This is a genomic window from Paraburkholderia graminis, from assembly GCF_003330785.1.
In the GTDB taxonomy this organism is placed as follows: Bacteria; Pseudomonadota; Gammaproteobacteria; order Burkholderiales; family Burkholderiaceae; genus Paraburkholderia; species Paraburkholderia graminis.
On record NZ_CP024935.1, the window covers coordinates 1,621,836 to 1,646,167 of the forward strand.

The following is a 24,332-nucleotide window of genomic DNA, read 5'->3' on the forward strand; positions in this document are numbered from 1 at the left end:
AGGGCGCTCTTCCCTCGGCGTAGGACTCGCAGCTCCGCCCTATTCGTTCTCGTCGAAGTAATGCCCAAACTTCAACTGCTTCGTGCGGATATAGCGCTCGTTTTCCTCGCGCATCGGAATCGCGAGCGCGACGCGTTCGCACACCGGAATGCCGTGCTTGGACAGCGTGTCGAACTTCTCGGGATTGTTGCTCATCAGCCGGACCGAGGTGACTTTCAGCGTGCGCAAAATGCCCGCCGCCGAATCGTATTCGCGTGAGTCGTCCGGTAGGCCAAGGTCGAGATTGGCCTCGACCGTGTCGCGCCCCTGCTCCTGCAGCGCATAAGCGCGAATCTTGTTCGACAGGCCAATGCCGCGGCCTTCGTGGCCGCGCAGATAAAGCAGCACGCCGCAGCCTTCGGCGGCGATATAGCGCAGCGCGAGATCGAGTTGCTCGCCGCAATCGCAGCGATATGAGCCGAGCACGTCGCCCGTCAGGCATTCGGAGTGCAAACGGGTCAGCACCGACGACTTGTTGGCCACGTCGCCCATCACGAGCGCAAGATGTTCGGCGCCGCTGTCGACCACGCGAAACACATAAGAGGTGAACGTGCCGTAGCGCGTGGGAAGCGTGGCGGTGGCGTCGAGAACGACGCATTCGCCGTTGATTGCGCCGTCTGCCGCAGGCGACGGATCGTGAGACGTGAGCATGGCGTTAGACAGTGGTGCTGGACATGAACCCGATGAAACCGGGGATAAGGTACGGACAGGAGTTTACCGCTAATCGGCGCACCGCACCCGGATGCCCATGCATGGCGCACGGTTCTTGCACCACCAGAGCGCAAGCGCGAGACGCAACGCGCAATACGCTTCACGCGATCGCAAAGCGCGCGCAAAACCGCGCGCTACATGAATTGCGTGCGTTGCGCGCTCCAGGTATTCCCGGACACACTCGCTGGCGCGTCGCGCCTATACTGGAATCGCCTGTCACCGACAGCCCGCCGCGCCGGCGTGCTGCACTGCTGCACTGCGAAAGGGAGCCGCTCCATGACAACCGTTGCACAGCTGCTAAAAACCAAACCAAACACGACCGTTTATACGATCGGAGCCGACGACTCCGTCTATGAAGCGATCAGGCTGATGGCTGACAAAGGCATCGGCGCACTGGTCGTGACGGACGGCGACAGCATCGCGGGAATCATCACCGAGCGCGACTACGCGCGCAAGGTCGTGCTGATGGACAGGTCGTCGAAGGCCACGCCGGTACGCGAGATCATGAGCAAGGCGGTGCGCTTCGTGCGCCCGGATCAAACCACCGACGACTGCATGGCGCTCATGACCGAGCGGCGCATGCGCCACTTGCCGGTGATCGAGAACGACAGGCTCATCGGCATGGTGTCGATCGGCGACCTCGTGAAGAACATCATCGCCGAGCAGCAATTCACTATCCAGCAGCTCGAGTTCTACATCCACGGCGAGCGTCCCTGACGGGCCACGCTTCTCGCCTACCCGCCGGTTTTAGCCGCAAAAAAAGCCCAATCGCTGAACGGTTGGGCGAAGCTACCTTGCGGCAGCGGAGGTTCCTCGATTCTGGTCAGCCCATTTGAACCAGGGCCTATAGGGATCGTGTGTCTAGCGCCTGCTTCTGCAAGCGCCAAAGTGCGCTCACGTATGCGTGCTGGGCGAACTGAGATCCGCATCGCTAGCTGCGGCGCGCCGCTTTTATCGCGGCGCGCTCGCTGCTATCGCAGATGACATTTCTACTGCCACCAGCGCAAACCAGCTACGAACTCAACTTCCCAACTTAATTGCCGAAATACACCGACTTCGCGCCGGTCATCGACTCACGCACGCCGCCCGATTGCGACGAGCCGCTCGTCGTGCCGCCATAGCCGCTCGTGTCCGCGACCGGCAACTGCGTTTGCGCGACTGCCGGGTTTTGCTCCTGCACGCGGCGTTCCGCGGCCTGAATGTCGGCCGGATAGTACGGGTCGTTGCTGACCGACGGGTTGTAACCCGCGCGCTCCAACTGAATCAGTTCGTTGCGCACTTCGGCGCGCGTGACCGGTTGCTGGCTCGACTGCGCGAACGACGCGACCGGAGCGGCGAGAACGGCTGCAATGGCGACTGCCTTGATAAGCGATTTCATGATTATTACCTCCAGACCTGGTTTTATTTGCCGCGCTTGCCACACCATGTGGAAGCGAGTGATTCCAGTCTAGTCATCGATTCACCAAGGGAAAACACCTATTTGTGAGATACATAATTGTCGTCACTGAAAAAGTGCGGCGAAGTTTCCGGCGATAGCAATGCGCGCCGCATCGACCGCGTAATAATTGGGCAGCGCGTAGCCGCGTGTAGCCTTCGCTTTGGAACAAGCGCGCCGACGTGCAGACCTTGCCGCAACGGCTTTGCACGCGGTCAGATTTGCGGACCGTCGCCGAGGTCCGCGTGTGGCGCAACCAGCAGCTTGCGCGGTCCGCTCACGAACGCGCTGCCGGGCTCGAAAAAGCGCAACGGCCGATGCATCTCGCGCGACAGGCCAATGCGCGTCGTCACGCCGACCGGCACGTCGCCTGTCTCGATGACGCCGATCCACAAATCGCGGCCGGTGCACAAATCGCGGCCGTCGAACGATTGTCCGATGCCGAGCGCCACAGTCAGCCGGCCGGGCCCGCGCGCGAGATCGCGCAGCGGCACGCCGGGGCGGCGCGCTTCCATCAGCGGCAGACCTTCGAGCGGCTCGATCGCGCGGATCAGAATGCCGGCGCCTACGTCCTCCGCTTCGGCGGACATGTTGAGCATGTACGAGAGACCATAGGTGAGCCGGACGTACGCATAGCCGGGCGCGAGGAACATCGAGCCGTTGTGCGGACGCCGTCCGATAAACGCATGGCTCGTCGAATCGCCCACCGGATACGCCTCCGTCTCGACGATGCGGCCGCTCATGCGCCCTTCCGGCACGTCGTGAACGAGATACTTGCCGATCATGAAGCGCGCGAGTTGCGTCGCGCCGACGGGCAAATCGTCACGCGACAAGGGGATGATGGGAAGCGACGGTTTGCGCATGCATTGGGCCTTTGTTTTTGCGTCGGTTTTGGCGTCGAGTTTTGCGTCGGTCGGTGCATCGGTGGATGCGTTCATTTATGCCCCGATTCGCGCATGTTGCGCAAGCGCCGGGGCGCACGCACCATCTCAGAGCGCCAGACCGTGCAGTCACACATCGCGGCCCATCGTCGCGAGCGTTGTAGCGACGCCTCACTTCCAGGCAGCGGCAGCCTCATTCTGGAACCAATTGGAGTATCGTGTCTTTCGGCCCGCAGTGCGCCTCGCCGGCCGCGCGCTTCGGCCGCATCCGCAGCATCCAGCAGTCTCTGTCAACCTGAAGCATCCGCAAGACCCGCAGCAACGTCCTTTCCGTTCCATTGCGCTTTACCGTAGTCCAGCACACGTTCCCGCAAGGGGACGAATTATTCACGACAAGGAGAAATTCGCATGAAAGCATCCACGGCAATGAAGATGGTCGGCGGCGCGCTGATCGTACTGGCATCGCTCAACGCATCCGCGCAAAGCAGCGACGCGGCGGCCGCACCGGCAGCGGCGGCATCATCGGCGACAACCGGCAAGCAGGCCAAGGCCGCCAACCGCGCGCTCGGGCGCAAGGTGCGCAGCGCGCTCGCCAAGACCAAGGGCGTCAGCGTCGCGAACATCAACGTCCGTGCACGCGGCGGCGCTGTGACGCTGGCCGGCACGGTGCCGGACCAGTCGCAAGTCGACCTCGCCACGCAAGCGGCGCAAGGCGTGGCAGGCGTGACGTCGGTCAAGAACGCATTGACGGTTCGGCCGGTCGGGCAGTAAGGCTCGGGCCGGCGCGTGATCGCGCCGGCAGTCGCATGGACGGGTGCCAATGTCCGGTTGCAGGGACGTTGGCATCCGCCAGACCTGAAGCCTCGATTGCATCGCCCGCGTTTTTAGAATCGCATGCTGTTCCGCGGGCCGGGAACACTCACAGAAGTCACAGAAATCACCGAAGTCACAGACCAACCAGCCGATGACCATGTCCGCAACCGTCTTGCCCCGCTGGACTCTGGCCGTGCCGTTCGTCGCGTGGATCGTGCTCGGCGCGTCCTACGCGTTGCCGGGCAACGGGCTGCTGCTCGCGCTGGTGGGCATCGCGCTGTGCGCGGCGGTATTCGCGGCCGTGCATCACGCGGAAGTGGTCGCGCATCAGGTCGGCGAACCCTTCGGCACGCTGGTGCTCGCGATCGCGGTGACCGTGATCGAAGTCGCGCTGATCGTGTCGGTCATGCTGACAGCCGGTCCCGAGAAAGCGGGCCTTGCGCGCGATACGGTGTTCGCCGCCGTCATGATCGTATGCAACGGAATCGTCGGGATGTGCCTGCTGGTGGGCGGCATTCGCCATCGCGAGCAGGACTTTCAGATTCGCGGCGCGGCTGCGGCTCTCGCGGTGCTCGCGTCGTTATCGGTGCTGACGCTCGTCATGCCCAACTACACGACGACCAACGTCGGCCCCATGCTGTCGTCGTCGCAACTGGCGTTCGCGGGCGTGTCGTCGCTCGTGTTGTACGGCGTGTTCGTGTTCGTGCAGACGGTCCGGCATCGCGACTATTTTCTCGCCGACGTGTCCGACGAAGACGTGCATGCCGCGCCGCCTGGCGCCCGGCTCGCGCTGACGAGCGGCGGCTTGCTGCTGGTGTGCCTCGTCGCCGTCGTGCTGCTCGCCAAAGTGCTGTCGCCGGTTGTCGAGACGGCCGTTGAAAACGCGGGCGCGCCGGCGGCGGTGGTCGGCATCGTGATCGCCGCGCTGGTGCTGCTGCCCGAAGGCCTCGCCGCGGTGCGCGCGGCGCGCGCCGACCGCTTGCAGAACAGCCTGAATCTCGCGCTCGGCTCGGCGCTCGCCAGCATCGGCTTGACGATTCCGACGGTGGCCGCCGTGTTTCTGACGACGGGGCAACCGCTCGTGCTCGGCATCAACGGCAAGGAAACGGTATTGTTGGTGCTCACGCTGCTGGTCAGCACGCTGACGATCAGCACCGGCCGCACGACGATCCTGCAAGGCGCCGTGCATCTGTCGCTGTTCGCCGCCTACCTGTTTTTATCGTTCGCGCCCTGACACACGCCGTCGCGCGACGGCGCCCTCGCCTACTCTTCCCAATGCGCCGCGATCCAGTCGCGAAACAGACTCAGCTTGTGCTGATGCGCGACTGAATCCGGATAGACGAAGTAGTAGCGCCAGCCGGTCTTCAGCACCGTATCGAACGGCCGCACGAGACGCCGCGCGGCCACGTCCTCGTCGATCAGCGCGAGGTCACTGATCGCCACGCCGAAGCCTTGCAACGCCGCGTTGGTCGCCATGTCGAGCGTGTCGAAGCTCGGGCCGTGCTCGGCGTCGATCGCGCGCGCGTCGGCCGGGTCAGCTTCGGCGACCCTCGCGAGCCACATCTTCCAGTCGCGATGATCGCGCGTCGGATGCAGCAGCGTATGGCGCGCGAGATCCGCGACCGATGCCAGCGGCTTGTCCTTCAGCAGATCGGGCGCGCACACCGGCGTTAGACGCTCCTCGAAGAGCGGCACGGATTGCACGTCCGCACCCGGCGACGATCCGTAAATGATCGCCGCGTCGAACGGTTCGAGCTGGAAGTCGACGTCGTGCTGCCACGTCGTGGTGATCTGCACATGCAGGTCGGGATACTCGGTCTGAAAGCGCATGATCTTCGGCAGCATCCAGCGCATCACGCAGGTCGGCACCTTCAGCGCGAGGTCGGTGCGCTGCCGCGTGAGCCGCAGCGAAATCTCTTCGATACGCGCAAAGCTTTCCTTGACCGCGGGCAGCAGCAACTCGCCTTCGGCGGTGAGCGTGAGGCCCTTCGCGTGACGCTTGAACAGCGGAAACTTGTAGTAGTCCTCGAGCGCGATGATCTGCCGGCTCACCGCGCCCTGCGTGAGACACAGATGATCGGCCGCGCGCGTGAAGCTGCGATGGCGCGCGACGGTTTCGAAAATTTGCAGCGCGTTGAGCGGCGGAAGACGTCGCATCGACATATCGGGATTAGAAAAAGTCATTGAGGCGGCGCGGCGAACTGCTGTCGGGACACGCCTTCCAACCCCACAGGATACGCGATCGCGCGTCGCGCCACGAGTTGCGGCGGACCCTGGCTGCATGCACTGCGCTCATACGTCCAACGATTCATCGCGCCGCGCGCGTCGCCGCGCAACAGCCGGCGGGCGATGCGGCGAGCATGAGCTTACGTCATGGCCTCCATGCGCATATTTCGTTTGTTGAGGGATTTTGGCAAACCTAGAGTCCACTTCATCCTTCCACCTCATCCATCTCACTCCAATAAGCGTTTTTCGACAGAGGACACACCATGAACCAGCACCAGCCCGTTCAATCGACCGCCCGCCGCGCGTTCGCCACGCTCGCCGCGGCCCTCGCGTTCACCGCCGCGGGCGCGCTCAGCGCGTTCTCGCCCGCCGCGCATGCCGATGCGCTCGACAACATCGCGAAGACGGGCACGGTGCGCATCGGCGTGTTCATGGACTATCCGCCGTTCGGCTCAATCGGTCCGGACATGAAGCCGATGGGCTACGACATCGACGTCGCCAATCTGATCGGCCGGGCGCTTAACGCCAAGGTCGAACTCGTGCAGGTGACGGGCGACAACCGCATGGCCTATCTCGCGGACCACAAGACCGACATGCTGCTGTCGGTCGGCCAGACGCCGGAACGCGAGAAGGTGATCGACTTCTCGAAGCCCTACGCGCCGTACTACCTCGCCGTGTTCGGCCCGAAAGCGCTGCCCGTGAAGAACGCCGCCGACCTCGCCGGCAAGTCGATTTCGGTCGCGCGCGGCACGCTGGAAGACCTGAGCGTGACGAAAATCGCGCCGCCCAGCGCGAACATCAAACGTTTCGACGATCCCAACGGAGCAATTTCGGCGTTTATTTCTGGTCAGGTACAGTTGATGGTGGTCGGCAACGACGTCGGCGCCACGATTCTCGCGCGTCATCCCGCGAACGATCCCGAGCAGAAGTTTTCGTTGTTCAGCTCGCCGGATCACGTCGGTTTGAACAAGAACGAGCCGCGTCTGAAGCAGAAAGTCGACGAAACCATCGCCAAGGCTCGCAGCGACGGCACCATGAACGCGATCTCGCAGAAATGGCTGCGCACGCCGCTGCCCGCCGATCTCTGAATTTACCGCCCGGAGTTTGACCTCACGATGAGCGCCACGCCATGACCTATGCGTTCGATTTCAGCGGCTTCGGCCTTTATGCGGGCATGCTCGCGCGCGGCGTCGCGGTCACCCTGGGGCTGACCGCGATCTCGACGTTGCTCGGCGCGCTCGTCGGCATCGCCGGCGCGAGCGTCGCGGTGGCCGGGCCGAAGTGGGCGCGCTGGGTCGTGGCGAGCTACGTCGAACTGATCCGCAACACGCCGTTCATCGTGCAACTGTTCTTTGTGTTCTTCGGCCTGCCGACGCTCGGCATTCATATCGACGAAATGCAGGCCGCGATTCTGGCGATGACAGTGAACCTCGGCGCCTATGCGATCGAGATCGTGCGCGCGGGCATCGATTCGATCTCGCGCGGCCAGGTACAGGCGGCGCAGGCGCTCGGCCTGCATGGACGCCAGGTGTTTCGCTATATCGTGCTGCCGCAGGCGCTCGCCAATGTGTTCCCCGCGCTGCTGAGCCAGGTGCTGATCGTGATGCTCGGCTCAGCGGTCGTGTCGCAAATCTCCGTGCCGGACCTCACGTACGCGGCCAACTTTGTCCAGTCGCGCAACTTCCGCTCGTTCGAGAGCTACCTGATCATCACGGCGACGTATCTGCTGCTGTCAATCGTGCTGCGGCAAATCCTCAACCGGTTCGGACGCGGTCTGTTCGCGGGGCGCGCGGCGCGCGGCTCGGACAGCGCGCCTCGCGCCTGGCGCAGCCGCCTGATGTGGCGCGCCGCCCGCACTGTGCCGACGGAGCGCTGATCATGGTCGAATTCACGCTGTGGGACATCGCCCGTAATCTGCTGCTCGCCGCGCGCTGGACCGTGCTGCTCTCGCTGATCGCTTTCGTCGGCGGCGGCGTCTTCGGATTGATCCTGCTCGCGATGCGCGTGTCGCCGATCGCCTGGCTGCGCCGCATCGTCATGCTGTATGTGGAAGTGTTCCAGGGCACACCGCTGCTGATGCAACTGTTTCTCGCGTTCTTCGGCTTGCCGCTGGTGGGCGTGGACGTGTCGCCGTGGGTCGCGGCGACCGTTACCTTGACGCTGTACACGAGCGCGTATCTGGTCGACATCTGGCGTGGCTGCGTGGAAGCGGTGCCGCGCGGTCAATGGGCCGCGGGCGCGAGTCTCGGCATGACGTTCGCGCAGCAATTGCGCTATATCGTCTGGCCGCAAGCGCTCAAAATCGCAGTCGCGCCGACGGTCGGTTTTCTCGTGCAGGTGGTCAAGAGCACGGCGCTTGCGTCGATCATCGGCTTCACGGAATTGACGAAGACCGGCACGATGATCACGAACGCGGCGTTCCGGCCGTTCCCAATCTACGGCATGGTGGCCATGATCTACTTCGCGATGTGTTTTCCGTTGACGTGGTATGCGCGTGTGCTCGAAAAGCGCAACAAGGTTGGTCAACACCGTTAGCCGCGTCTTTGCAAGCGACACAACAAAAAGCGTCAACCGCCGAAAGACGGTTGACGCTTTTTTCATGCTCGGCCGGTTTGAGTAACTACTGCTAGCGGGCCGCTTGAGTCGACTTGCGCAGCTTCGTGACATCGGCTGCGGTCACGGCCGGCGCGCCGTTGTTCCAGCCGGCGCGCACGAACGTCAACACGTCGGCGATCTGCTGGTCGGTCAGCACCGGTGCGTACTTCGGCATCGGATACGGCGCGGGAATGCCGCCGATCACGAGGTCTTCGGTGCCGTTCAGCGTCACGTTAATGAGCGACGACGCGTCCTTCTCCAGCACGTTCGGATTGCCGGCCAGCGGCGCGAGCATCGGCGCGAAACCGCGTCCGTCGACGCCGTGGCAATGCATGCAATACGCGGTGTAGACGCGCGCGCCGGCGTCGTTCGCGGGACGGTTCAGCGACACCTTCGTCGCCTGCGGATCGTACGTGTAAGGCGGCGCGCCGTTGCCGCCCGCCGGCGGCAGCGATTTCAGATACGTCGTCATGGCCGCGATGTCGGTATCGTTCAACGCCTGCGTGCTGTTGTTGATCACGCTCGTCATCGAGCCGAACGCCGTGGCGTGACGATTCGCGCCGGTCTTCAGGAACGCCTGCAAGTCCTGATCGTTCCAGCGTCCCAGGCCGACGTTATGCTCGCCGGTCAGGTTGGTCGCGAACCAGCCGTCGAGCAGGCTGCCGGTGAGAAACGCGCTGCCGCTTTCGTCGAGCGCCTTCTCCTGGAACGCGATGCCGCGCGGCGTGTGACACGAGCCGCAGTGGCCGAGGCCCTGGATCAGATACGCGCCGCGATTCCATGCGACGTCCTTGCCCGGCTTGTTCTGATACACGCCTTTCTCGAGGAACACCATGTTCCAGAGCTTCAACGGCCAGCGCATGTTCATCGGCCATGCGATGTCGGCCTCGCGATTCGCCTGCTGCACTGGCGCCACGCCGCTCATGAAGTACGCGTACAGCGCCTTCATGTCGTCGTCGTTGACCTTGGCATACGACGGATACGGCATCGCCGGATACAGGTTGTGCCCGTCTTTCGCGACGCCTTCGCGCATCGCCCGCGCAAAGTCCTGCTCCGTATAGCCGCCGATGCCGGTTTGCGAGTCCGGCGTGATGTTGGTCGTGTAGATCTGACCCATCGGCGTGTTCATCGGCAGGCCGCCCGCGAACGGCTTGCCCTTCGGCGCCGTGTGGCAGGCGGCGCAGTCGCCGGCCTTCGCGAGATAAGCGCCGCGCTGCACGAGCGCGGGATCGAAAGCCGATGCTGTTGCCGCTGCTGCCGCCGATGCCTGCATCAGCAACGGCAGCGCCACGCTCAGCGCCGCGCCGAAACCCTTGAGTATGCTTTTCATGTCGGGCTCCCGTTAAGCGGTTTGCAACTGGCTGCCGACCGGCAAATGCCGCAGCCGCTTGCCGGTGGCCGCGAAGATCGCGTTGGTCAGCGCCGGCGCGAGCGCCGCCGTGCCGGGCTCGCCGATGCCGCCGGGCGCCTCGCTGCTCTTCACGATATGCACGTCGATAGGCGGCGTCTGATCGATACGCAGCATCCGGTAGTCGGTGAAGTTGTTCTGCTGCACGCGGCCGTCCTTGATCGTGATCTCGCTGTAGAGCGCGCCCGTAATGCCGAAAATGATGCCGCCCTGCACCTGCGCCTCCACCGTGTTCGGATTGACCACCATGCCGCAATCCACCGCGCAAACCACGCGCTTGACCGCCACCTCGCCCTGCTCCATGGCGACATCGACGATGATCGCGAAGTAGCTGCCGAACGCATGCATGACCGACACGCCGCGCCCTTGCCCCTTCGGCACCGCGCTGCCCCAGTCGGCCGCCTGCGCCGCGACGTTGAGCACGTTCAGCGCGCGCGGCGTCTTGCCGAGCAGATCGCGCCGGTATTTGACGGGATCGACCTTCGCCTCGGCCGCGAGTTCGTCGATGAAACTCTCCACCACGAACGTGCTGCGGGTGGGACCGACGCCGCGCCAGAACGCGGTGGGAATAGCGTGCGGTTCCTGGCGCACGTAGTCGACGAGCTGGTTCGGCAAGTCGTACGGCAGGTCCGACGCGACCTCGACCGCGTCGGGGTCGAGCCCGTTCTTGAACGCGGGCGGCGCGAAACGCGCGAGGATCGACGAGCCGACGATGCGGTGCTGCCACGCGAGCGGCTTGCCGTTCGCGTCGAGACCGGCGGAGATCTTGTCGTAGTAATACGGGCGGTACATGTCGTGCTGAATGTCTTCTTCGCGCGTCCACAGCACCTTCACGGGTGTCGACACCTGCTTCGCGATCTTCACTGCCTGCGTGACCATGTCGAATTCGAGCCGCCGCCCGAAGCCGCCGCCGATCAGATGGTTATGCACGATGATCTTGTCGGCGGGCAAGCCGGTGACGGCCATCGCCGCGTCGCGCACGCGCGTCGGCACCTGCGAGCCAAGCCAGACTTCGCAACTGTCCGCGCGCACATGGACCGTGCAATTGATCGGCTCCATCGTCGCGTGCGCGAGAAACGGCTGCTGGTAGATCGCATCGACGCGCGTCTTCGCGTTCGAAAACGCGTGCACCACGTCGCCGTCCTTGCGCGCGACCGCGCCATTGCGTTGCGACGCGTTGGCCAGATCATCGACGATCTGCTTCATCGACAGCTTCGCGTCCGCGCCTTCGTTCCACTTGATGTCGAGCGCCTGCAACCCGCGTTTGGCGGCCCACGTGTGATCGCCGATTACGGCCACCGCGTTGTCGATCTTCACCACCTGACGCACGCCGGGAATCTTCTTCGCGTTGGTATCGTCGACGCTTGCGAGCGTGCCGCCGAACACGGGACAGTTCGCGATGGCCGCGTAGACCATGTCGGGCACACGCACGTCGAGGCCGAACATCGCCGTGCCGTCCACTTTCTCCGGCGAATCGAGCCGCTTGACTGCCGTGCCGATGATCTTGAAGTCTTTCGGGTTCTTCAGCGGCACGTTCTGCGGCGCGGGCAGTTTGGCAGCCGCCTCGACCAGTTGACCATAGCCGATGCTGCGATTGCTCGCCGCGTGGATGACCTGGCCGGCCTGCGCATGACAGCTCGCGGCGTCGACCTGCCATTGCTGCGCGGCCGCGCTCACGAGCAGCGTGCGCGCGGTCGCGCCGGCGCGGCGCATCGGCTCCCATGCATAGCGGATCGACGTCGAACCGCCGGTGAGCTGGCCGCCGAGCAGCGGGTCGGTGAAAAGCTTTTCGTCCGGCGGCGCGTGGTCGAGCGTGACGGTGTCGAGCGGCACTTCGAGTTCTTCTGCAATCAGCATCGGAATCGACGTGTACACGCCCTGGCCCATCTCGACCTTTGGAATCACCAGCGTGACCTTGCCTGCCGTGTCGATCTGGATGAACGCGTTCGGTGCGAACACGCCGTTCTGCGGCGCTTCGTTTGCGTCGCCGCCGATCACCGACTTGCCGCTCTTCTGATCCTGACTGACGGCCGGCAGACTGAAGCCGAGCAGCAGACCGCCGCCCGCCGCCGCGCCGACGCTCACGCCGAACTTGAGGAACGTGCGGCGCGACACGCCGCGCGCTTCATCGGCTTCGGCTTGCGGGCGCTTCGCGCCTTTGTATGCATCGAGCAATCCCTGGGACATGTCAGACTCCCTTCGCCGCGTGCTTGATCGCCGCGCGAATGCGGTTGTAAGTGCCGCAGCGGCAGATGTTGCCGGCCATCGCGGCGTCGATGTCCGCATCGCTCGGATTGGGATTGCTTGCGATCAGCGAGGCCGCCGACATCACCTGCCCCGACTGGCAATAACCGCATTGCACGACGTCCAGTTGACGCCATGCCTGCTGCACTTTCTGGCCGGCCGGCGTGTTGCCGACCGCTTCGATCGTCGTGATCTTCTTGTCGCCGACAGCCGCCGCGGGCAACACGCACGAACGCACCGCCACGCCGTCGAGATGAACCGTGCACGCGCCGCATTGAGCGATGCCGCAGCCGAACTTCGTCCCGGTCAGGCCGACGAGATCGCGCAGGACCCACAACAGAGGCATGTCAGGCGGCGCATCGACGGTATGCGTTTCGCCGTTGATATTGAACGTTGTCATGAGCGGTTCCTTGTCGAGTTATGTTTTATCAGCCTGTTTAGAACGGGACGCCGATCAAAACGCAACGAGTTGCCGCGTTTATTCGAGAGCCCGGACTAATGCGCAATGCCGATGCGCGGCTTCGCCAATGCGTCGCCGCACGACTTCGGACCAGGCATTGCGCGAGTGTGCTGTGAGGGTCCGGCGATTGTAGCCGTGCATTAAGAAATTCGCCTGCACCCCGACATGCGCCGTTGCGAAGGCGCCGAAGGCGGTTCGTCGCCCGCAATTTTGCTAGCATGACGCGACTGCACTGACTATCTGACTATCCGAAGGAGACGCATCATGAACGACCCGCAATGCACCCAATTCCTCTCGGACATCCGCAAGCCGCTGCTCGCGCTGCATAAGGCGATACTCGATCACGAACGCGCGGCCTATGAAAAAGAATTCGGCCCGGTCACGCCGGCGGCTTTTCTGCAGGTGCTGATCAACGGTTCGGGGTTTCGCTGGCTGACGCCGCTGTCCACCATCATTGCGAACGTGGACGAAATACTCGACGACAAGGAAGCCGATGCCGCCGACCGGCTCGCCGCGGTCGAAGCCGTCACCGGTCTCTTTTCCGCCGATCAGCCGAACAACAGTTTTCTGCCGCGTTATCTGCCGCTGCTGCAGGCCGATCCGGGCATCCTCCATCTGCATGGCCAGGTCTCGCAGGTGTTGCGCGGGACGCAGACAAAGTAGGTCTGAGTCGAGCGCGCTGCGTTTGGGCTCCCGGATTTCCTCACCGTTAAATGTGGGTGAGTCTGCGGAATTTGCGGCGATGAGGCGTCGCGGTTTAGGCGCGACCTTGGTTGTTGTATAGAGGATTACCAGGCTTTCTTCAACGTGCGCGTGGAAAATCGCTGTATTTGAAGGTGATTCGTGCGCGATTCGCAAGGATCATCGACGCTGTGTGTTCGAACGAGCATGCGGCCTGAGTGCAGCGAAGCATGGCATCGGCTGAATTGCCTGGTTTTGCTGAACAAATCAATGGTGAGCTTTTGCGGGAGGTGACTGGGCGTTCCATTGTCCTTGGTGCGTCCTGCAGCCAATCACAAGCCCTGTTAAGGTAAGCGGACCTCGTCACCACCGCCCACCGCCATGACCGACTGGCCGCTTCCCGAGACGTACACGTTCCGCGATCAAACCGTGCGCTTCAATGTGACGGGCACCGGGCCACCGCTCGTACTCGTGCACGGCACGCCGTTCTCATCGTACGTGTGGCATCGCATCGCGCCGCATCTGGCGCAGATTCGCACGGTGCACTATTACGATCTGCTCGGCTACGGTCAGTCGGAGATGCGTGACGGCCAGGACGTGTCGCTTGGCGTCCAGAACGCCTTGCTCGCCGCGTTGCTCGCGCATTGGCAATTGAAGAGCCCGGATGTGATCGCGCATGACTTCGGCGGAGCGACTTCGTTGCGCGCGCATCTTATCGACGGTTGCGACTATCGCAGCCTGACGCTGATCGATCCGGTCGCGCTGGCGCCGTGGGGCTCGCCGTTCGTGCAGCATGTGCGCCGTCACGGCGATGCATTCGCCGGATTGCCGCCGTATATTCATGAAGCCGTGGTGAACGCCTATGTGCGCGGCGCGATTGCACGCGACATCACGGATGAAGAACTCGCGCCGTACGTCACGCCGTGGCTCGGCGCGACGGGACAAGCCGCGTTCTACCGGCAGATCGCACAAATGGATCAGCGCTATACCGATGAAGTCGAATCGCGCTATCCGCAAATGCGTTGTCCGACGCAGATTCTGTGGGGCGAAGAGGACCAGTGGATTCCGCTCGAGCGCGGCCGGCGTCTGGCCGCGCTGATTCCTCACGCGCGCTTTCAGGCGGTGCCGCGCGCGGGCCATTTGATGCAGGAAGACGCGCCCGAGGCGATCGTCGCGGCGGCGCTGCGGTGGCTCGACTGAGGCCACCCACAGCACAGCCGCGCGCTGCGTTTAGCCGCGTCCTTGCGGCAGATACGGCATCGGATCGACCGGTTTGCCGTCGCGGCGCAACTCGAAGCCGACCGACACGCGCGAGTTGTTTTCGTCGCCCATCTCGGCGATCTGCTGGCCCTGTCGAACGATCTCGCCGGTTTTGACCAGCAGTTTGCGGTTATGCGAGTACGCGGTCAGGAAGTCCTTGTTGTGCTGCACGATGATAAGACTGCCGTAGCTGTTCAGACCCGTGCCGGCATACATGACTTTGCCGTCGGCGGCCGCGCGAACCGGATCGCCCGGCTTGCCGCCAATCTCGATGCCGCGCGTCTCGCCCGGCTGGAACGCTTCGACCACGCGGCCGCCCGCGGGCCATGCCAACGATAAACCGTTTGCATGACGCATGCTTTGTTGCGCGACTTCGCGGACTTCGGCGGCACTGGGAGCGGGCGAAGGCTGCGCGATAACTGCCGCTGCCGCCGACGCCTGCGCGCCAGACGCACTCGACGCCGCAGCGGCATTAGCCGCAGCCGCATTAGCCGCATTAACCGCCTGCACGGTCTCCGGCGATGCAACGCGCAGCACCTGGCCATTCTTCAATCGCGACGACGCCTTCAGGCCGTTCCATGCCTGCAACTGCTTGACGCTGCAGTGATGGCTCTGCGCGATGCGCGCGAGCGTGTCGCCGCGCTTCACCCGATAAACGAGCGGCGGCGCTTTTTTGAGCGACGCAGCCAGAGGCGTGTCACCCAAAGCGGCCGCACTCGCCGACGCTGACGTCCCTGCCGTGCCTTGCAGATTCGCCGCGCCTGCCGCGGACGCACCCGAAGCGGCCGCTGCGCCGGTCTGCGCGCCCGGCTGCCCGACGCCGGCGCAACCGCTCATCGCGAGCGCGAGCCAGGCGCCGGCGATGCCTGCCATCACTGCCCTGTCGAAACCCTTTCCCATCATGTTCGGCTCCTGCTTGTTCTGTAGGCGGGCCGGACGCCGCCTTGCCGCCTGCACGCGCGCGTCGCGCTGACGCGCCGCCGTTCGCATCGCGGCCTGGCGAGCGTGCTGGCACCTCACCGTTGTATTGCCGGCTGGCCTTGTTCGTTGCATCGCTCCGTGCGTCGAATCTTCGCGCGGGCGACGGCGGATTCCGGCGCTTACACAGCCACTTTTCCGCGGACGGCCAGACTACGATTAAATTTCCAGCCGGATTGTAAAGTGCGATTAACAGAAAACGCGTGCGTCACACAGTCTGATACAAACGTTACCAACAGCGTCTGCGTGCTCGTTGTGCGCACAACCATGCGGCAAAACCGGGCCGCATGGGCAGCGCCATCGACGCCATCTGCTTAACGGCACGCTGGCGCGAGAACTTGAATTGCCGGTTCAAAAACGCGATGGAGCTTGCGCGGAACGCGCGGCGAGCCGCTAGCTGTAGTAATGCCCCGCGTATGACACGTAGCCCACGGGATGATGAGTGAAGTGGAGCACGGGCAGTACAGGGTTGGAGTTGTCGTCGGTGGGATAGGCGCTTGCCTCGGGGATGTATTCGCCCTGCGCCTCGATGGGCTGGCCGGCTTGGAGTCCGGGGATTTCCTCGGCAAGCCCTTCGTTATCGCCGAAGCGCACCGCAATGAACACCTCGGTGCCGACGAGATTCTGCGTGCCGCCTTCAAACTTCAACACCTTGTCGATCTTCACGATCAGGTGCTGATGATTTGCGCCGTGGTGGTTGTCCGGGCTCGCGAACACCTTCGTGATTGTGCCTTGCACGCAGGCAAGCGGCGCACCGAGCGAATGAACATAGCGATGATGAGGAAGGATCTGCGTCGCGCGATTGCTCATGAAATCTCCGTGGAAGAAGCCAGGCTGAGACGGCGGAAGAACAGGCGCATGCGGGCCTGCTGCGCGATCCGTTTGAGCGGCTCGACGGGCGGGAGTTCAGGGCGCGTGCCGATGCGATTGCAGCGGCCAACCTCTACGCGCGCACAACCGTCACGCCCAGCGCCTCGAAAGGCGCGGTAAGCGTCTCGGCCGTGCCGCGTTCGACCACGATCGTGCTCGCCGCCGATACGTCCGCGATCCGGTACGCCGACGCCGCATTGAGTTTCTCCGCCGATGCCAGCACCACCGTCTCCGCCGCGTGCTCCGCGAGCGCGCGCTTCACGTACGCTTCCTCGATGTCGCCGGTGCTGAGGCCGGCTTGCGGATGCACCCCCGTCACGCCCATGAAGTACAGATCGGCGCGGATATGGCTGAGCGCTTCGATGGCGGCCGCGCCGACATTGACCATCGAATGCCGGAAAAGCCGGCCGCCGATCATCACCACTTCCAGTTGCGCATGCCCGGCGAGTTCGACGGCGATGCTCGGGCTATGCGTGACGATCGTCGCACGCAACTCACGCGGAAGGTGTCGCGCAAGCTGAACCGCGGTGGTGCCGCCGTCGACGAACGCGATTTGCCCCGGCGCGATCATGCCCGCCGCGGCGCGCCCGATGGCCGCCTTCGACGCCGATTCGATCCGCTCGCGCCCGGCGAGATCCACCGCTGCCGGCGACGCCGGCAAAGCGCCGCCGTGCACGCGCTGGAGCTGCCCTTCCGCCGCGAGTTCGCGCAGATCGCGGCGGATGGTGTCTTCGGAGACGTCGTACTCGGCGCTAAGCGTTTTGGCGACGACCTGCCCGTCGCGCCTGAGCGCCTCGAGGATCAACTGTTTTCTCTGCGATGTAAGCACGCTCGTCTCCGGCAGACGGGTCGCGCGATCCGTCCATTGCACGAAATTTCTTGTTTTTGCACGATACTGCACGATACCATGATTCGCGTGTCGGCCTAACCACCACCAACCAATTAAAGGTACGAGCCATGAATGAAACCGCGGAACGAGTGCGAATCGTGGACGTGAAAGTGCTCTCCGACGACTGGTATGTGCTGAAAAAGACCACCTTCGACTATCGCCGCGCCGACGGTTCCTGGCAGCGCCAAAGCCGCGAAACCTACGACCGCGGCAACGGCGCGACGCTGCTTCTGTACGAACCGCGCCGGCGCATGGTCGTGCTGACGCGGCAGTTCCGCTTGCCCGCGTTCGTCAACGGTCATCACGGGATGCTGATCGAGACACCCGCCGGTCTGCTCGAGTCCGCTTCACCGGAAGAGCGGATTCGGGCCGAAGTCGAGGAAGAAACCGGTTATCGCGTCCATGAAGTGCGCAAAGTGTTCGAAGCCTTCATGAGCCCCGGTTCGGTCACGGAGAAACTGCATTTTTTCGTCGCCGAATACGATGCGCTCGCGCGGGTCGGCGCAGGCGGCGGTCTCGAACACGAAGGCGAAGATATCGAGGTGCTGGAATTGCCGATCGGACAGGCGCTTGCGATGGTCGAGCGCGGCGAGATCGTCGACGGCAAGACGATCATGCTGTTGCAGTACGCACAGTTGAACCTGTTCGACGCTTGATCGCGTCGCGTCACGTCGCGTCTCACTCGCTTTAGGAATTTTCCCAAGCCCGATTAGGAAACGGACGATAGGTTGAGGAACGCAAAAAAAATATTCTTACGTTGCTTTGATGTTGACCGGCGGCGCGCCACGCTCCCGCCGGAAAACTCAAACGGAACCCTTCCCTTCAGAATATTTTTGCTTCGTCAACCTGCATTCCGGGCGATGAAGAAGTCGAGGCTCAACGTGGATTCTCTTACATCGGCCAACCGCTTCATGGGCGGTTTTTTCTTTGGCGCTGTCGTCGCTACCGCGATCATGGTCGTGCTCTGCGTCAGCGGCGAATTTGTGCCTCTCATGGCGAAGCTGCATGCAATCCAGCAAGTGATTGCAACAGCGGTCATTTCAGTGCTCGTCGCCGGCACCAAGCCGCTTCTGTATAAAACCGTCTGGCGCGAGCGCCGCTGCAGTTTCATTCTCGACGAAGACCTGAGCGCGACGCTTCGCGGCAGAAGCTTTGGTATTCCCGCCGGCGTGATGGTCGGCATTCTGGTTCAAAACGTTTTGATGAATTGAACGCAGTTCAGGCACCCGGCATGAAACTCTAGAATTTATGCCGGATCGCAGCGCGCACCACAACCTGTTTCGACGTCGATGACGGCGCTTGCGCGCCTGGTATAAACGCCTCATCGAGTATCGAATACGTCGAGTCGCCAGTCACTTGCTGGTATTCGCCCTGAATGTAGACGTCGGTCCGCTTGGACAGGTTGTAATCCGCCATCAGTCCAAATGAGTGGATTTTCGGTTTGACGCCGCCACTCGACGCATCGAAGTTTTCTATCGTGTAGACATATTGCGCGCCGACAAACAGCATCGGCGAGATCTGATACTTGCCGTTCAGTTCAAAGTTCTGATATTTCAACGAGTTCAGCAATACGCCGGGCGGCACGAGTGGTGTAATGCCGAGATAACCGTTGCCGGTCGGATTCAAATAGCTCGATTTGCTATACGCGAAACCCGCCGTGGCCGGACCGAAGTTATAAGTAATGCCGCCGCCGAACACGCGCATGCGGGCCGCGATAAAGCTTGCGTCGTTAGCCGTAATCGCACCATTCGCACCATTGCCCGGATTATTGGCCTGCAAATACGCGGCGCTCACCAGCAGGCCGCCATACGCATACTGCCCGCCCACGCTATAGGCGCGGTTATTGCCGAAATTCGTGTCGTTGCTAAAGCTGTACGTGCCGCCGAATTGAAAGCCGCTAATCGACGGGCTTGTGTATTTGACGGTGTTGTCGAGCCGAAACGAGTTATCGGTATTGTCGTTATCGTAGGGATGCGAGAAAAGCGAGCCGGCCCAATTGCCATTCGCGGTAGTTTGCGCCAGATAATCGACCACTGAATCGTATTGCCGCCCGAACGTCAATACGCCATAGCGCTCCGCGCTCAAGCCCACAAAAGCCTGTCGCCCGAACATCCGGCCGCCCTGATTCAGGCGCCCCGAACTGACGTCGAAACCGTTTTCGAGCTGGAAAATGGCTTTGAGGCCGCCGCCCAGTTCTTCCGCGCCCTTCAAGCCCCAGCGGCTGCCTTGCGCGTAGCCGCTTGCCAGCTCGTACACATGTCCTCGGCCCGCGTTGTTCGTGTAGTTGATGCCTTCGTCGAGTACGCCGTACAGCGTGACGCTCGTCTGCGCCGAAGCCGGCGTGCTAAAGGCGGCGGACACAGCGGTGGAAACGGCCAGCGCGAACACTTGCTTGTTCATGACGATCCCCCTGCACTCGAGTAATCGGCCTAACTCGATCTGACGCGTTCTTCTTGACCCTACGACAACGCGCTTCTTCAAGTCCGACGCGCTTACGGGAAATCCTCACACGCCGGAACGCGTCCGTCCATTGGGTGTCGCCTGGATGTGTCGAAACGTTGCGAAATCTCCACTGTCTTTAAACGTCCATTCCGCCGAGGCTCCGCCAGCACTGCGTTTGCAATGTGCGCTGCCAAGCAGACTTGTCACAGAAAGAAATATAATTGCCGACTTTCGCGGCACCGAGGCGGAACTCCGCCGTGCTGTCAGGGTCATTTTTACTGCTTCATGCAAGCGCGTGCGCGCGCCGGCTTTGAGGCAGGTCCGTTACGGCGGCAACGCGCGGTTCAGCGCAGCAACGCCGCTGCAGCAACAGCATCTACCCACTATTCCAAAGCCTTGTGAGACGCCCGACGCGCTAAAGAGCGCGCCGTCGCACGGGGCTGCTTTGGGCATAAAAACAATGCAAGCTTCGCAATCGCGTTTAATCGAGCTCGACTTTTTCCGAGGACTCGTTCTGCTGATCATCGTGGTGGACCACATCGGCGGAAGCATCTTGTCGCGCGTCACGCTGCATGCGTACGCGCTGTGCGACGCCGCGGAGGTGTTCGTGTTTCTCGGCGGCTTCGCAACCGCGACGGCCTACGCGGCGCTCGCGGAGCGGCGTAGCGAATCGATCGCGCGCAACCGCTTCCTGCGGCGCTCGCTGGAAATCTACCGCGCCTTTCTCGTGACCGCCGGCCTCATGCTGCTCGTGAGCGCGGTCCTGAACGCGTTCAACGTCGAGGCGCCGAATCTCGCGATCACCGATCTCGACGACCTGATGGACACGCCCGTCGCCGCGTTGCGCGATATCCTGCTGTTCCGCCGTCAGCCTTATCTCGCGTCCGTGCTGCCGATGTACGCCTTCTTCGCGCTGCTCGTGCCGATGATCCTGCCGCTCGCGCGCAGCAAACCGTGGCTGCTGCTCACGGGCAGCGTCGCGCTGTGGGCCGGCGCGCCGGCCATCAACGCGTATCTGCCTGCCGCGCCGGACATGCACTGGGACTTCAACCCGTTCGCCTGGCAGTTGCTGTTCGTGCTGGGCGCGCTCGTGCGTTGCCAGCCGGTCTATCAGCGCGTGAGTCAGCACCGTCTCGGCTGGCTCGTGACGCTCGCGGCCTGCTGTGTGGCGGCGGTCGCGGCGTACTACAAGCTCTTTGTGGAAGTCGAGCCGCTCGATCCGAGCTTCAAACAGAATCTGTCCTACTTGCGCGCGGTCAATTTCCTCGCGATCGCGTGGCTCGTGGCCAAGCTGATCGAGGCGGGCTGGGCAAGAAAGCTCGCGCAGTCTCTGCCGCTGATTGGGCTCATCGGGCGCAAGGGCTTGCTGTGCTTTATCGCCGGCGCGGTGATCTCGCTCGTGGTGGACTCGGTGCTGTATGCCGCCACCGACGGTTACCTGAACTATCCGCTAGGCTTGCTCGCCGACGCGTGCGCGATCACGGCGCTCGTTGCCGTCGCGTGTGGGACGGAGCCGCTCAAGCGGCTCGTGATGCGGATGGTAGGCACACGGCTTCGGACGTCGCCGTAACATGTGTGGGTCAGCTCTGAGCTTTGAGCTATGACTCAGCGTTGGCCGCCGTCCGCCGTCACTGTTCCTTTCCCGACATGCGCCTATTCCTACAGCTTGCGCTGACCGTTCTGTGCGCCGCGTGCGGCACTTCGTCGTTCGCGAGCACGGTGACGACCCGCAGCTTCCATTCGTCCGCGCTCGGCCGGGACTGGTCCTACACGCTTTATCTGCCGACCGGCTATCGCCCCGACGCCGCGCGCATTCCGGTGATCTATCTCCTGCACGGCAACAACGGCGATGCCAACGACTGGATCAGCCGCGGCCATCTGCAAAGCACCGTCGACGCGCTGATCGAACACCGCGATATTCCGCCGCTCGCCGTCGTGATGCCGCAAGGCGGCACCGACTGGTACGTGGACCGCAAGGAAAAAATGGAGACGGCGTTCTTCGACGATCTGCTGCCCGAAATCGAAACGCACTACGCGGTGTCGACGCAGCGCGCGGGGCGCATGATCGGCGGCGTGTCGATGGGCGGCTTCGGCGCACTGCGCTACGTGATGACGCAGCCCGAGCGCTTTTGCGGCGCGCTGCTGCTGAGCCCGGCCATCTACGCCGACGAACCGCCGCGCGGTTCGGCCGCGCGCCGCGTCGGCGTGTTCGGCGAACGTCAGTTCGATCCGCGGATCTGGCACGAGCTGAACTACCCGGCGCAGTGGGAACGCTATATGAGCCGGCCGTATCGCGTGCCGGTCTTCATCGCTGCCGGCGACGACGACCTCGCGATCCAGGCCGATGCATCACTGCTTTATACGCAGCTTCGCCTGGCGGGCAATCCGGCGGCGCTGCGCATTATCGACGGCGGCCATACGTGGGACGTGTGGAGCGCCCTGCTGCCCGGCGCGCTGAAATACACGCTCGGTTGCACGAGGCTGCCGGCGCAGGAACATCCGTCGAACCAGCGGCCTTGAATCAGTAAAGCACTCGCGAAAATCGCGAATCGGACGACACCCGGCCGGGCTATTGCACGAGGTCGGTCCACAGCACCATCAAGACCGTCATCAGCGCAGGGCCGATAAAAAGGCCGAGCAGCCCGAAGGTCTCCGCGCCGCCCAGAATGCCGAACAGCACGAGCAGAAACGGCAGGCGCGTGGAATTCCCGATCAACACCGGCCGCACGAAATGCTCGGCGACGAAGACCACGATCGACCCGAACACCAGAAGACCGATCGCGCTCGCGACCGATCCCTGCGAGAACAGCCACAACGCGGCGAGGCTGAAGGTTATCGGCGCGCAGAAGGGCAACATCGCGGCAATCGCGGTGATCAGCGCAAGCAGCGCGACGTGCGGCAAGCCCGTCACGAAATAGGCGACGCCGAGCAACGCGCCCTCGCCGAGTCCGACCACGACCAGCCCCGACACGGTGCCCCGCACAGCCGTTGCCATCCGCTGGACGAGCTGTGCGCCGTCTTCGCCGAAACCGCGTTGCAGACCTCTCGCCAATGCGCCCGACAGACGCGGCCCCGCCTGGAAGATCACGAACAGCGTCACGAGCATGAACGCGAACACGGTGACCGCGTGCACGGCGCGCGCCCCGAAATGGCGGCCAAGCGTGACGACCGTCGTGCTGTGCAAGCCCTTCATCGCCGCAGAGTCGCGCAACGGCGGCGTCAGATAGGCTTGCCACCACGCCTCGGCCTGGTGCGCGCCGAACGGCAAACGGTGGATGAAGTCCGGCATCGCGATGCCGTTCTCCTGCGCGGCCTTGAACCAGTCGGTGAGGTCATGCGCTTCGCGCAACGCCTGCGCGATGCCCACGCCCACTGGCAACACCACCAGCAACGCGATCGCCAGTGTCAGCACGGCAGCAATCAGCGTGGTGCGCCCGGTCAGCCAGCGGCTGCCTTCGACCTTGCGCAGAAGCGGCCATAGCGCGATCGCCAGCACGGCGGCCCAGCCGACCACCGGAAGAAAGTCGCGCACGACCCACAACGCGAGCAGCACGAGCCCGATGTACAAGGCGAGCGAAGCAGCCCTCTGTTTTTTGACGCGCTCGGGCGTCAGCAGCGACTGAGTCGGATGCGACGAGCGCGGCGGGTGCGTCGATCTGGACGGGCCGACGGGGGGACGTGAATTCATGTGGTTCGTGTGTGGATGCCGGTATGTGCGCGAGCCGACCCGAAAAAAGCAAACCCGCTAAACTGCGGGACGCGCTCGCCCAATAAACAACGACATCTTAATGGAAGCGCGCAAGGCGCTTGCGGCCTGCTTTGGCTGTCTCACCAGCTACAACACTGCGTTGCAAAAAGCGCTCTTATCTCATTTTTGGGCGGCACGCCCTTCGCCAGGCCCCGCCAATTCAAGTGCCGTCGAAAGTCAAGTCGGATTGTTGCTGATTGGGGAACAGTGTTTCAACGTAGACACAATGGCTCTGCAGCCGTTGGGGGACTAAATTCGGGCACACCACAAATTCGGAGCCGACGATGATGACCCTGGAGTCCATCCCCCTTGACGGTACTAACGGCATACGCATCGAGATTCTCGAGCGCTCCGACACCACGCTGGTGATCCGCTGGGTCGAGCCCGGACGATGTCATTACGGCGAGCAGCGGTGGCGTCGCAGGTCGGCGCATACGTCGGGAACCTGCGCGGTATCGCGCCGCAAGATTCGCCGCGGCGATGCCGTCTTCAAGCCGGCCGAGCGCCCGGCGCCGTCGAATGCGTCCGCGATGATCTGCGCGGAAATTCTCGGCGCGCTGCCCGCCGAAGCCTGATTTCGCCGTCAATCCTGCCCACGCGCGCCGTCGCGCGTGCCGTCACGCGTGCCCTGCACCTGCCCTGCGCCTGCCCG

At 63.3% G+C, this 24,332-nt stretch carries 25 protein-coding genes; 13 read left to right on the top strand and 12 right to left on the bottom strand.

From position 1 onward, the window contains the following. Positions 1 to 39 precede the first annotated feature (39 nt). On the bottom strand, positions 40 to 690 hold the full coding sequence (ribA, locus tag CUJ91_RS25420; RefSeq protein WP_006053011.1) for a GTP cyclohydrolase II: 651 nt from the start codon (positions 688 to 690) through the stop codon (positions 40 to 42). A gap of 336 nt (positions 691 to 1,026) precedes the next feature. Here ribA and CUJ91_RS25425 point away from each other — a divergent pair, with 336 nt between their 5' ends. Then, a complete protein-coding gene (locus CUJ91_RS25425; RefSeq protein WP_006053012.1) occupies positions 1,027 to 1,467 on the top strand; it encodes a CBS domain-containing protein in 441 nt (146 codons plus the stop codon). A gap of 316 nt (positions 1,468 to 1,783) precedes the next feature. Here CUJ91_RS25425 and CUJ91_RS25430 read toward each other — a convergent pair whose 3' ends face one another. Both CUJ91_RS25430 and CUJ91_RS25435 read right to left on the bottom strand, forming a co-directional pair. Beyond that, entirely contained in the window at positions 1,784 to 2,128 is a 345-nt protein-coding gene (locus CUJ91_RS25430) for a DUF4148 domain-containing protein (RefSeq protein ID WP_006053013.1), read from the bottom strand. A gap of 272 nt (positions 2,129 to 2,400) precedes the next feature. Then, positions 2,401 to 3,048: a DNA-3-methyladenine glycosylase gene (locus CUJ91_RS25435; RefSeq protein WP_029968764.1), complete on the bottom strand. Its 648-nt coding sequence runs from the start codon at positions 3,046 to 3,048 to the stop codon at positions 2,401 to 2,403. 426 nt (positions 3,049 to 3,474) lie between these two features. Between CUJ91_RS25435 and CUJ91_RS25440 the strand changes: the two genes are divergently transcribed. Together CUJ91_RS25440 and CUJ91_RS25445 are read left to right on the top strand one after the other, a co-directional pair. Next, entirely contained in the window at positions 3,475 to 3,837 is a 363-nt protein-coding gene (locus CUJ91_RS25440; RefSeq protein ID WP_006053015.1) for a BON domain-containing protein, read from the top strand. A 193-nt stretch (positions 3,838 to 4,030) separates the two neighbouring features. Further along, positions 4,031 to 5,113: a calcium:cation antiporter gene (locus CUJ91_RS25445; protein WP_006053016.1), complete on the top strand. Its 1,083-nt coding sequence runs from the start codon at positions 4,031 to 4,033 to the stop codon at positions 5,111 to 5,113. A 29-nt stretch (positions 5,114 to 5,142) separates the two neighbouring features. Here the strand turns inward: CUJ91_RS25445 and CUJ91_RS25450 are convergent, their stop codons facing one another. Then, positions 5,143 to 6,036 carry a LysR substrate-binding domain-containing protein gene (locus CUJ91_RS25450; RefSeq protein WP_029968760.1) on the bottom strand — a complete coding sequence of 298 codons (894 nt, stop codon included), beginning with the start codon at positions 6,034 to 6,036 and terminating at the stop codon, positions 5,143 to 5,145. A 332-nt stretch (positions 6,037 to 6,368) separates the two neighbouring features. On the opposite strand from CUJ91_RS25450, the gene CUJ91_RS25455 reads away from it, so the two are divergent. Genes CUJ91_RS25455 through CUJ91_RS25465 form a run of 3 tightly spaced genes read left to right on the top strand, consistent with a single transcriptional unit; the run spans position 6,369 to position 8,640 of the window. Continuing rightward, positions 6,369 to 7,193, top strand: coding sequence for a transporter substrate-binding domain-containing protein (locus CUJ91_RS25455; protein WP_114157457.1), 825 nt, complete (start codon positions 6,369 to 6,371; stop codon positions 7,191 to 7,193). Positions 7,194 to 7,234: 41 nt separating this feature from the next. Continuing rightward, entirely contained in the window at positions 7,235 to 7,981 is a 747-nt protein-coding gene (locus CUJ91_RS25460) for an amino acid ABC transporter permease (protein WP_029968756.1), read from the top strand. 2 nt (positions 7,982 to 7,983) lie between these two features. Beyond that, a complete protein-coding gene (locus CUJ91_RS25465; protein ID WP_114157458.1) occupies positions 7,984 to 8,640 on the top strand; it encodes an amino acid ABC transporter permease in 657 nt (218 codons plus the stop codon). 91 nt (positions 8,641 to 8,731) lie between these two features. On the opposite strand, the gene CUJ91_RS25470 is transcribed toward CUJ91_RS25465, so the two are convergent. Genes CUJ91_RS25470 through CUJ91_RS25480 form a run of 3 tightly spaced genes read right to left on the bottom strand, consistent with a single transcriptional unit; the run spans position 8,732 to position 12,752 of the window. Further along, positions 8,732 to 10,030, bottom strand: a complete 1,299-nt coding sequence (locus CUJ91_RS25470) for a cytochrome c (protein WP_114157459.1) — start codon at positions 10,028 to 10,030, stop codon at positions 8,732 to 8,734. 12 nt (positions 10,031 to 10,042) lie between these two features. Beyond that, positions 10,043 to 12,295, bottom strand: coding sequence for a xanthine dehydrogenase family protein molybdopterin-binding subunit (locus tag CUJ91_RS25475; RefSeq protein ID WP_114157460.1), 2,253 nt, complete (start codon positions 12,293 to 12,295; stop codon positions 10,043 to 10,045). 1 nt (position 12,296) lies between these two features. Then, entirely contained in the window at positions 12,297 to 12,752 is a 456-nt protein-coding gene (locus tag CUJ91_RS25480; RefSeq protein WP_006053023.1) for a (2Fe-2S)-binding protein, read from the bottom strand. A gap of 324 nt (positions 12,753 to 13,076) precedes the next feature. On the opposite strand from CUJ91_RS25480, the gene CUJ91_RS25485 reads away from it, so the two are divergent. Together CUJ91_RS25485 and CUJ91_RS25490 are read left to right on the top strand one after the other, a co-directional pair. Then, positions 13,077 to 13,475 (top strand): hypothetical protein, encoded by a 399-nt coding sequence (locus CUJ91_RS25485; RefSeq protein ID WP_053860278.1) that lies wholly within the window; start codon positions 13,077 to 13,079, stop codon positions 13,473 to 13,475. A gap of 399 nt (positions 13,476 to 13,874) precedes the next feature. After that, positions 13,875 to 14,693, top strand: coding sequence for an alpha/beta fold hydrolase (locus CUJ91_RS25490; protein WP_107710334.1), 819 nt, complete (start codon positions 13,875 to 13,877; stop codon positions 14,691 to 14,693). A gap of 30 nt (positions 14,694 to 14,723) precedes the next feature. Here the strand turns inward: CUJ91_RS25490 and CUJ91_RS25495 are convergent, their stop codons facing one another. The 3 genes from CUJ91_RS25495 to CUJ91_RS25505 form a co-directional block, all read right to left on the bottom strand. Beyond that, the gene (locus CUJ91_RS25495; protein WP_114158056.1) at positions 14,724 to 15,656 is read right to left on the bottom strand and encodes a peptidoglycan DD-metalloendopeptidase family protein; all 933 of its coding nucleotides are present in this window, start codon (positions 15,654 to 15,656) and stop codon (positions 14,724 to 14,726) included. Between the two features lie 468 nt (positions 15,657 to 16,124). Further along, positions 16,125 to 16,541, bottom strand: coding sequence for a hypothetical protein (locus tag CUJ91_RS25500; RefSeq protein ID WP_029968743.1), 417 nt, complete (start codon positions 16,539 to 16,541; stop codon positions 16,125 to 16,127). A gap of 133 nt (positions 16,542 to 16,674) precedes the next feature. Continuing rightward, complete coding sequence (locus CUJ91_RS25505) at positions 16,675 to 17,430, bottom strand: DeoR/GlpR family DNA-binding transcription regulator (RefSeq protein ID WP_114158057.1); 756 nt, start codon at positions 17,428 to 17,430, stop codon at positions 16,675 to 16,677. Between the two features lie 128 nt (positions 17,431 to 17,558). Here CUJ91_RS25505 and CUJ91_RS25510 point away from each other — a divergent pair, with 128 nt between their 5' ends. Beyond that, a complete protein-coding gene (locus CUJ91_RS25510) occupies positions 17,559 to 18,146 on the top strand; it encodes an NUDIX domain-containing protein (protein WP_114157461.1) in 588 nt (195 codons plus the stop codon). 72 nt (positions 18,147 to 18,218) lie between these two features. Next, positions 18,219 to 18,701, top strand: coding sequence for a hypothetical protein (locus tag CUJ91_RS25515; protein WP_244231025.1), 483 nt, complete (start codon positions 18,219 to 18,221; stop codon positions 18,699 to 18,701). Between the two features lie 28 nt (positions 18,702 to 18,729). On the opposite strand, the gene CUJ91_RS25520 is transcribed toward CUJ91_RS25515, so the two are convergent. Further along, positions 18,730 to 19,890: a porin gene (locus tag CUJ91_RS25520; protein WP_053860276.1), complete on the bottom strand. Its 1,161-nt coding sequence runs from the start codon at positions 19,888 to 19,890 to the stop codon at positions 18,730 to 18,732. 502 nt (positions 19,891 to 20,392) lie between these two features. On the opposite strand from CUJ91_RS25520, the gene CUJ91_RS25525 reads away from it, so the two are divergent. Continuing rightward, on the top strand, positions 20,393 to 21,502 hold the full coding sequence (locus tag CUJ91_RS25525) for an OpgC domain-containing protein (RefSeq protein WP_114157462.1): 1,110 nt from the start codon (positions 20,393 to 20,395) through the stop codon (positions 21,500 to 21,502). Between the two features lie 77 nt (positions 21,503 to 21,579). Then, positions 21,580 to 22,452 (top strand): alpha/beta hydrolase, encoded by an 873-nt coding sequence (locus tag CUJ91_RS25530; protein ID WP_006053033.1) that lies wholly within the window; start codon positions 21,580 to 21,582, stop codon positions 22,450 to 22,452. 49 nt (positions 22,453 to 22,501) lie between these two features. Here the strand turns inward: CUJ91_RS25530 and CUJ91_RS25535 are convergent, their stop codons facing one another. Continuing rightward, on the bottom strand, positions 22,502 to 23,620 hold the full coding sequence (locus CUJ91_RS25535) for an AI-2E family transporter (protein ID WP_029968728.1): 1,119 nt from the start codon (positions 23,618 to 23,620) through the stop codon (positions 22,502 to 22,504). 347 nt (positions 23,621 to 23,967) lie between these two features. Here CUJ91_RS25535 and CUJ91_RS25540 point away from each other — a divergent pair, with 347 nt between their 5' ends. After that, complete coding sequence (locus tag CUJ91_RS25540) at positions 23,968 to 24,255, top strand: DUF3331 domain-containing protein (RefSeq protein ID WP_029968727.1); 288 nt, start codon at positions 23,968 to 23,970, stop codon at positions 24,253 to 24,255. Positions 24,256 to 24,332: the final 77 nt, after the last annotated feature.